Here is a 7,871-nt window from a genome sequence, read left to right as displayed (position 1 = left end):
TTCCCCGAGTTGCGGCTCTGCCTGCGTTCCAGCTCCGCGACCCGCGCGCTCAGCCGCTCCACCGTCGCTTCAAGCCGCGCGATCGTCTCCCGCTGGGCCTCGATCGTGGCCATCTGCCGGACCACCAACGCAGCCAGCTCGTCATACGACGGGCGGCGCTCCGGAGTCTTCGACACCCAAAGATCATCTCACCGCGCAGGCAGTCCTCGCGACAGCAAGATCGTGAGCTGCTGAATGCCTACAAACGAATCGCATCTGGGCCAGCAGTGTTCGCCAGGCTCTCCGCTTCCCCGAGTCGAGTCGCATCCGTCTGACCTCGGGGGAACGCGTGTGATGCCTTCGGATTCGGTCATCGACACGGCCGATCGGGTTCCGCAGCGGCAGGGGAACCTCTGAGATAGACTTATTGCACTAATTAAGCCTGACTAATCGGGCCTTCTTCCGGAGAGGAACAATCACAGCGATGGCCACCTCTGATGCGAAACCTGACACCACAGCGGCGAGGCAGACCACGACGGCGCAGCGCCGTTCCAGCGGGCGACTTCCAGAACCCGATCCCGCGGAAGGCGAGGAGCTGCAGCCGTCCCCGAAAGAAGCCGCCGAGAAGTACATCAGCCGGAGCTTCTATCTCCCAGCCAACCTCGTGGAGAGGGTGCGAGCCTGCGTGCGCGGTGCCCAAGCCAGGGCCTACGGGACGCTTCAGGAGGACGAGGTTCCAGAAAGCATCGCACAGCTAGTCACGGTGGCTCTGGAGCGGGAGTGCCAACGGCTCGAGGACACCTTTAACGAAGGCAAGCCCTTTCCGCGTGTGTTCAAGAAGCTGCGGCCGGGTCCACGCGGTGAGGGCGCTGAACGGGGCGCAGCCAAGCGTCGGGGCCGTCAACCGGCGTCTTTCCCTGAGGACGACATCTGACAAGCTAGGCGCCGCCTGCTCCCGCCAGTGAAATGGGACGCCGTCACCAGAATCTGGCCGTTTCACCCGTCCACCCCTCGCTGGTCCCGCAACATGCCACCGGGCCCGCCCCGGTCCTGGCCGCTACAGCCAGTCCGACCTGCACAAACCGTCGGAATGGACCGGCGGAATGGACCGGCGGACCGCCAGTCGTGCCAGCCCTGCTCAAACCCTGTCGCTCGACCGTTGTCACCGAATCAGAAGTGGCTCGCATCCTCAGTGGCGTGCCAGCGATGCCGCCCACCCGAAAGATCGGAAAGATGTCCTCCATGACTGAACATCGCAGCTCGGCTTCCACTCCTCGCCGCCGCCCACGACAGCGGCGAGGAGCTCGCGTCGTGGCCGTCCAGGGTTCCAGGGGAGGAGCAGGAGCAACGTGCATCACGCTCGGTCTCGCCGAGGCCGCGGCTCGGCAGGGGTTTCGCGTGTGTGGTCTGGACCTGGATCCACGCGCCGCCCTGACTACGGCGCTGGTGGACACCGTCGACGGACCAACATTGAAGGACGTCATACGACTGGACGAGCACGCAGTACCTTTGAATGACACGACCGTGGAAAGTTCCTGGCCGGGAGTCTGGGCATCGCCCGCCGAGCGAACGCTGCAAAATCGCGAGCGTGATCTGGGCACCGTTCATGCCCGCACTCGGTTCAGGCAACGCGTGGAGCAGGCTCGCCCTGACTGGGACCTCATTCTCATGGACATCCCCTCAGGCCTGAGCAATCTGGCGTTGGCCGGCATCGTGGCCGCCGACGCCCTGGTGATCGCGTCCACCGCCACCCCTTGGGCGTTGGCTGGCATCAACGAGATCGTCTACACCCTCGAGCGGCTTGAGAAGACTCATCCGCAGGCGGCGACCTTGAGCGGTATCGCTGTCACCTTGTATGACGACAGCGCGCAGGCTAAACGCACGCTGACGGAGATCCGCGAGGCGTTCGGCCACCTGGTGTGGTCTCCACCTGTACCTCGATACGCCGCCGTCCAGCTCGCCGCCGAGGTTCACCGCATGCCGCTGGACACCTACGCCGAAGCCGCCCCATTGCGTGCTCGGGAGGCACGCACCGTAGCCAACATTCACGCCGAATTCGTCTCTTGCCTGCTGCCTGTCACCTAGCCTCATCTCGTGACTGGGGCGTGATCATCGACGACGGCCTCTTGGGTCGGGTGCGAAACCCTCGTGTTTCGCGACGGTATCGATTGGCTGGCCGTCCCAGGCCGTGCGGCGTGATCCGATCTTTCGCATCCGCAGCCGCTGTGCACGATTTTCGGCGTACCAAGCTGGAGAATTAGGCACCGGTGTGCCAGGGTCGGCGGTTGTTTTCGCGGGGCGGGACGGTCCACAACGTACTGTCGAATGCTCGATCGAGATTCGGAGTGCTTTCGCGTGCCAGGGACGGCGGTGACCGAGAACCTCGCGGCGCGAGTCGCTAGCCGACGCAATGGTCCGGGCTGCGACATCACGACCGTCACAAACAGTCGGCCACGGCATCGACCATGCGCTCCACGCGCCGCAGCAAAGCGGTGCCGCCAGCACGCCCGCCACACGAGCAGGTCCTCCGACACAGGCCTGGAACTCCACGTTGCGTTTCAATCTGGTGAAGGGGCAGAGCGCTCCGCAGCCACCGTCAAACGGGATGGCTTCTTCCAGAGCTGGCCTAATCCCTGGTCACAGGGGTAGCGGCATGCGCCCGCCCAGAGGCGACTCTCAGAGGGACTGCTGTGACGCAGCGACAGACGACACGCCGATGAGGCTAAAGTACTGCCCGCTGATATCCACTACTGGATTTATGGAGCCATGGAGAGCGACAGCCACTCCCAACCCAAAAGGAAGGCCGGACGCCCTTCCAAGGGGCCTCGTGAGACCGTGTGGGGCAAGGTCCCAACACCCCTGGCCCGGCGCTTCAAGGCGGATGCCGAGAAGCGCGATATCAGCCAGGCGGATCTGCTGGCTGAGGTGTTGCGAAAGGTCTACGGAGACGAGCGGGAGGAGATGGCTCTCAGCGCATAGGTTCCCCACCCAAAAAAGGGAGAACCCTCTGCGGTACGAACCGCAGAGGGCCTCTTGAAGATCACGCCCCAGGTGTAAGCTTCCCGGCCTTGCCTGCGACGTGGTGTGCAGTCCACTCCTTGTGAACTGGAGTCGACATGAGTTTAGCGCGGCATGCCCTTCGCGTCCCGTATTGGGCGAGGAGATCTTGGTCGTGTCGGCTGAATCATGCTCCACTCTCGGCTGTCGCACCCGTCTTTGTGCCTACGCCCTCGCGTGATCTTGAAGCTCTGTTGGCGATGTCGGCGCCCACCCTGACGTGCTCAAATGCGTCAAGCATCGGCGTCAAGACCTCAACCGAGAGTCTCCCTCCCAGCATGTTCCCAGCGTGATGCAACAGGCGGCCGGCCCCAACGCGGTGATGATGGCTGACGGCCGGACGACCGTTGGTCCTTCCTCCCACGGGCCAGGTGAACCAGCTCCTCGTCGAGAAGCACGAATACTCCGCCACCCACGGCGATCTGTCGTGTCCCGGCCATGCGCGCCTGCGGCGTGCTCATCAGCTCGTCGATGCCGACCGGCGTCGACGTCACCATCTCATCGCACGCCGGAGGCGCCGTTGACCTAACCCCACCAGCCCGGTCGTCGTCCCGGGTCACACCCAGAACCCATAGCGCACTCCAGCAGCGTGCTGGCCGACCACCACAATCACGCCAGCAGCTCTATTGAGTGTGCCCGAAAACGCACGGAGCACCATGAGCAGCCATGCGCTCAGTTCAGCGCGCCCAAACACCCGGCACACCACACGACACCCCCAGAGGGCGTCATGACCAACGCACCGATCACGGTCATGCGTCCGTTCGACGAACTCCCAGCTGGCACCGTCAAAATCCCGCTCGGCCTGCCACACGGCGCTGCCTGGCCACTAGTCGCCCAGATCGCCGCGCTGTCACAACGCCGGGCGGGCTGCACCGCGAGCATCGGCTATATGGTTGAACGCTTGGGGATGCATCCGTCCACCATCTATGCCGGGCTCGCCGCGGCCGGGGCGTGGATCATCACCGACACCAGCACGTCCATCACCCGCCGTTTTCTCGCCCCGATCCCTGACGATGCGGCCTGGGCCCGGATCTCCTACCGAGCGGCGGCCGGCGTCGGCTGTCACAACGTGGCCGGCGTCTGGACACCTCGCCGGAATAGGTCCCTGCTGCTGGAGTTGTATTGCCGCTTGCGCCGCGACGAGGAGATCGGACGGGTCCGCGACCAGTCGGGGCTGGCGAAGGACCTGCAGCTGACGGACCGGACTGTGCGATCGCTCGTGGCAACACTCAAAAGCGATGGGTGGATCACCAGTCACCGGGCCGGTCGCCTGATCGCTTACCGCACGCATGATGCCCCGTTGCGGGTCCTGGCCACGACCTCGGGCGATTGTGACGAAGCGGCGGAAGGGCGAATCGACCAGTCCGACCCGGGGCATGCGAGGGAGCGATCTCGGAAACTGGACCGAAACGATCTAGGAAGTCGAGGGGAAACGATCTCGGAAACTGACGCTGCACAGAAGTCCGACCTTGAAGTGGGATTGATGAAGCACGATGTTTCACCTCTCGCCGCAGGCGAAGCACAGCACCGTAGCGGCGCCGGCGACGCGCTGCCGCGCGAGAGGCAGACCGACTTCACCAACTCGCATCACGAAACTGCACCACGGGTACTTGGGGCGCCCAGCGTCATGACGGCGATCCCGTTGGACTGGCAAGCGAGGATGACCGAGACCGAGCGAGAACGTGTTCTCACGGCGATAAGCGGAGATCGGCAAGGGGCGGACGATCGCGGAGATGACGATCCGGGTCCGTCGCCGCTTGACCCGCTGGTACGGCCACCAGGTGCGCCGCCCCGTGGCGGCCGCGTTGACCGTGGTCCGGCGCGGCTATGAGTGCCCGCGTAACGATTGCGAGGAACACTTGCTTCCCTCTGGCAGCCCATGCTTGGCGTGCGCAGTGACCGGGACTCGGGTCAACCAGGCGAAGCTGGCCAGCATCAGCCCACCCCTGGGGGCGGCAGAGCAACTACCCGCTTATCGTGATCTCAGTTCCGGCTCTGGTCGTGACCAGTGGTTGAGAGGCACGCAGGCGCCCGGCGACCACTGTGCCGCACGAGGAGCTGCCTTGGCCCGTGAAGGATTGAGGCAACGTGGACTGCCCACAGTGGATAATCGGAAACGATCAAGAAGGAGTGCGTGATCGCCGGTGATCTCGCCCGATGATGATCCTCACATTGGCGAACAACAAGGCCCCGTTCAGGGTCGACGTTGAACAAGCGCCGACGGAGTGGAAATGTCGCTGTCCTTTGGGAGGATGCTGCCATGCCACAAGCGGCTGTTCCCCAACCTGATCTGCGGTTGGCCGCCCAGCGGGCGGCCACGTGCCGTACTGAAGTCATGTCATCGCGGCTACCCTGCGAATCGTGTGGCCGCCCGTGCGTTCTGCGTATCGACGGGATGGTCCTCCACGCCGGCTGCCCCTCACCCGGAACCGCAACGGCAGTAACCGCCTCCGGTGACTCGAGCAGGGCCGTGAACGGGGCAGGCCAGCCATCGTTGCCTGCGGCGCCTTCGTCCGAGCTCGCCGACTCAGCGGAACCTGCTCCTTCACGTTGGCGAGCTCCCGCCGCCGTCGTCGACGCCAACGGCATCCATCTCGGTGGCGAGGTGCTGCCCCTACCCGAACCTTGCACGCACGCCGGACACATCGCCGCCCTCGTCAGCCGCCTCCGCCTGGGCTGGGGCGGCGACAAGCGCACCTACCCCGACGCCGGACAACTATGGTTGACTGCGCCGTTTCTGACGGCCCTGGGCCTACCCACGGAGCTGCCCAAGCGAATCGCCGACGAAAAGACTGTCCTGGCCGATGCACTCAATCGTCCCTTCTTCACCGCGGCGGCCGCCGACGGATGGCAATTCGGAGCTGCGGCCCGCGATCATCTCGGCCCATGGCTGAGGGCATGGAGAGAGCAGGAAGGTGCTGCTCTGGTGTTCGTCCCGCTCGTTCACGCCAGCTTGTCCGCTCTCCTCGACGATGAACCGAGCCCTTCCGCTCTTGCTCAGCGACTGCTGCGGTACGCCGAGACGGTGACCATTCCTTTCCGCGTATCGGCCGCGCGTACCTCACAAGATTTGATCAAACGCATGGACGTTTCCCGCAAGCTGGTGCTGACGGAGCCGGTCGAGCCTCCACCGCCAGCTGCGTTCCACCTGGAGGGCGACCTGCATTGGCATCGCGCTCCCACCGAGGAAGAAGCTCGTTGCCGATACGTCCATGCCTATGACACGCCAGCGATGTACCTGCCAGTTGCCGCTCATGCAAAGCTGGGTCTGGGTGCCGCCGAGTATCGGGAATCCCCACAATTCGATCCCAAGATGCCGGGCTACTGGCTGGCACGAGTCCCCGCCTGGGATGATCGCATGCTGCCCGACCCTTGGCGAACTCGCGATAGCCCGCGCACTGATGGCGCGCGCTGGCTGACCACGCCCACCCTCGGGCTCGGGCTGGAATTGTTCGATCTCCACCCCAGCGAGATCGAGATCGCTGAGGCCTACGTGTGGCCCACCTCCACGACGTATTTGCAGAAGTGGGGCAAGACTATCGATACGGCACGACTGAGCTTCCTGCGCCAGGCCCAGGAAGGTGACAGCGAGGCCGGTCTTCTTGTGGATTCAGTGAAGGAACTCTACAAGGCGGGGGTCGGCTTGTTCCGATCGAAGTACATCGAGGGCGACCTCTACTATCGTCCCGACTGGCAGCACCACATCATCGCTGGGGCCCGGGCGAACTTGATCCGCAAGATGGTCAAGGTCGTCGCAGCAACCGGTCGTCATCCTCTTGCCGTCGATGTCGACAACGTCCTGTACGCCAGTGATGATCCCAATCCTGTCACGGCGTGCCCGGAGCCACTGGAGTTCGGATTCGAGCTCGGTCGGGTGAAACACGGCGGATCTGGCTACATGACCGACTTCGCCCCACTCCTGGAGCGGCGTACTCCCTTCGGATTCGGCCGACTCGCGACCGACTGGGACTCGGGGGCGGGCGCCCCGAAGGACAAGGTCAACGATGCGGCGGCGTCATGATCAAATGGGCTTCGTGGCCAGCACCAGCCTGCGGATAGCGTCCGCCACCTCCCGAAAGGACCCGTGATGTCCCGCGGTGACAACGTCGAGGACAACCCCGATGTGAGGGCATACGCCGACGCCAACAGGGACGACATGTATCGCCTCCTAACCGGCGCGGACCCGACCTCCATCAAGGAGATGGTCCGCATCCTCGGCGGGCCCGCACTGGTGGCACCGATCGTTGGCCGGGCCAAGCGCACGGTGGAACGGTGGGTGACGGATGCCACCCAGAAGATCGCCAAGCCTCGTGGAGACGCGCTGCGACGCCTCCAGCAGGCTGCGCACCACGCACGTACGACCAGGACAGGCAGGCAACGCGCGCTGGACACCAGGCGATCCATCTTGATACGTAACCATGGCGCTCGACTCATCGGAACAACGACCGCAGGTCCGGTAGCCAGCGGCCGCGGTTACACTCGCCGCCGGTACTACCCGGAGCCGGGCATGCACGTCGACATCGACACCATGGACGACACCCTGGACGTCTACTTGCAGCTCGGTGAAGAAGAGGCATATGAGCGCTTCTGTACGGGCTTCGGCGATGCCTATGAGCCCACCGGCCACGCTCCCGGCGAGGTGGACTGGATTTTTACTGACCTTTCTGGCCTCGACCTGGGTCCAGATCTCACTGAGTAACAAAACTAGTACTCCAGTGACACTTGGCGATCTTGAAGGATCGGGTCACATGGCGACGGCCACCGCGTGATCATTCGGAGTTTGTGAAGACAACCAAAGATCGTGCGGTGGCCGCGAGCCACAGCGTAGACCCTGA

6 protein-coding genes are annotated in these 7,871 nt (G+C 64.2%); all 6 read left to right on the top strand.

The features are described 5' to 3' along the window. Positions 1 to 463 precede the first annotated feature (463 nt). Positions 464 to 913, top strand: coding sequence for a hypothetical protein (locus E1294_RS49935; protein WP_132519742.1), 450 nt, complete (start codon positions 464 to 466; stop codon positions 911 to 913). Between the two features lie 32 nt (positions 914 to 945). Next, positions 946 to 2,064, top strand: a complete 1,119-nt coding sequence (locus tag E1294_RS49930) for a ParA family protein (RefSeq protein WP_132519739.1) — start codon at positions 946 to 948, stop codon at positions 2,062 to 2,064. 681 nt (positions 2,065 to 2,745) lie between these two features. Next, positions 2,746 to 2,958, top strand: a complete 213-nt coding sequence (locus E1294_RS49925) for a hypothetical protein (RefSeq protein ID WP_132519736.1) — start codon at positions 2,746 to 2,748, stop codon at positions 2,956 to 2,958. Positions 2,959 to 3,763: 805 nt separating this feature from the next. After that, the gene (locus E1294_RS49920) at positions 3,764 to 4,867 is read left to right on the top strand and encodes a hypothetical protein (RefSeq protein WP_132519733.1); all 1,104 of its coding nucleotides are present in this window, start codon (positions 3,764 to 3,766) and stop codon (positions 4,865 to 4,867) included. Positions 4,868 to 5,506: 639 nt separating this feature from the next. Continuing rightward, the gene (locus tag E1294_RS49915; protein WP_132519730.1) at positions 5,507 to 7,057 is read left to right on the top strand and encodes a hypothetical protein; all 1,551 of its coding nucleotides are present in this window, start codon (positions 5,507 to 5,509) and stop codon (positions 7,055 to 7,057) included. Positions 7,058 to 7,123: 66 nt separating this feature from the next. Then, positions 7,124 to 7,735, top strand: coding sequence for a hypothetical protein (locus E1294_RS49910; protein ID WP_132519727.1), 612 nt, complete (start codon positions 7,124 to 7,126; stop codon positions 7,733 to 7,735). The last annotated feature ends 136 nt before the right edge of the window (positions 7,736 to 7,871 follow it).

The sequence above is a fragment of the Nonomuraea diastatica genome, assembly GCF_004349015.1.
Lineage (GTDB): Bacteria > Actinomycetota > Actinomycetes > Streptosporangiales > Streptosporangiaceae > Nonomuraea > Nonomuraea diastatica.
The sequence above is the reverse complement of the archived record's forward strand: the minus strand, read 5'-3'. Positions and strand labels throughout refer to the sequence as shown.

What these genes read in the sequence shown, in the direction of transcription:
- E1294_RS49920 (WP_132519733.1), top strand. Translation starts at nt 3,764, where the DNA reads ATGACCAACGCACCGATCACGGTCATGCGTCCGTTCGACGAACTCCCA.
- E1294_RS49930 (WP_132519739.1), top strand. Translation starts at nt 946, where the DNA reads ATGGGACGCCGTCACCAGAATCTGGCCGTTTCACCCGTCCACCCCTCG.
- E1294_RS49935 (WP_132519742.1), top strand. Translation starts at nt 464, where the DNA reads ATGGCCACCTCTGATGCGAAACCTGACACCACAGCGGCGAGGCAGACC.
- E1294_RS49925 (WP_132519736.1), top strand. Translation starts at nt 2,746, where the DNA reads ATGGAGAGCGACAGCCACTCCCAACCCAAAAGGAAGGCCGGACGCCCT.
- E1294_RS49910 (WP_132519727.1), top strand. Translation starts at nt 7,124, where the DNA reads ATGTCCCGCGGTGACAACGTCGAGGACAACCCCGATGTGAGGGCATAC.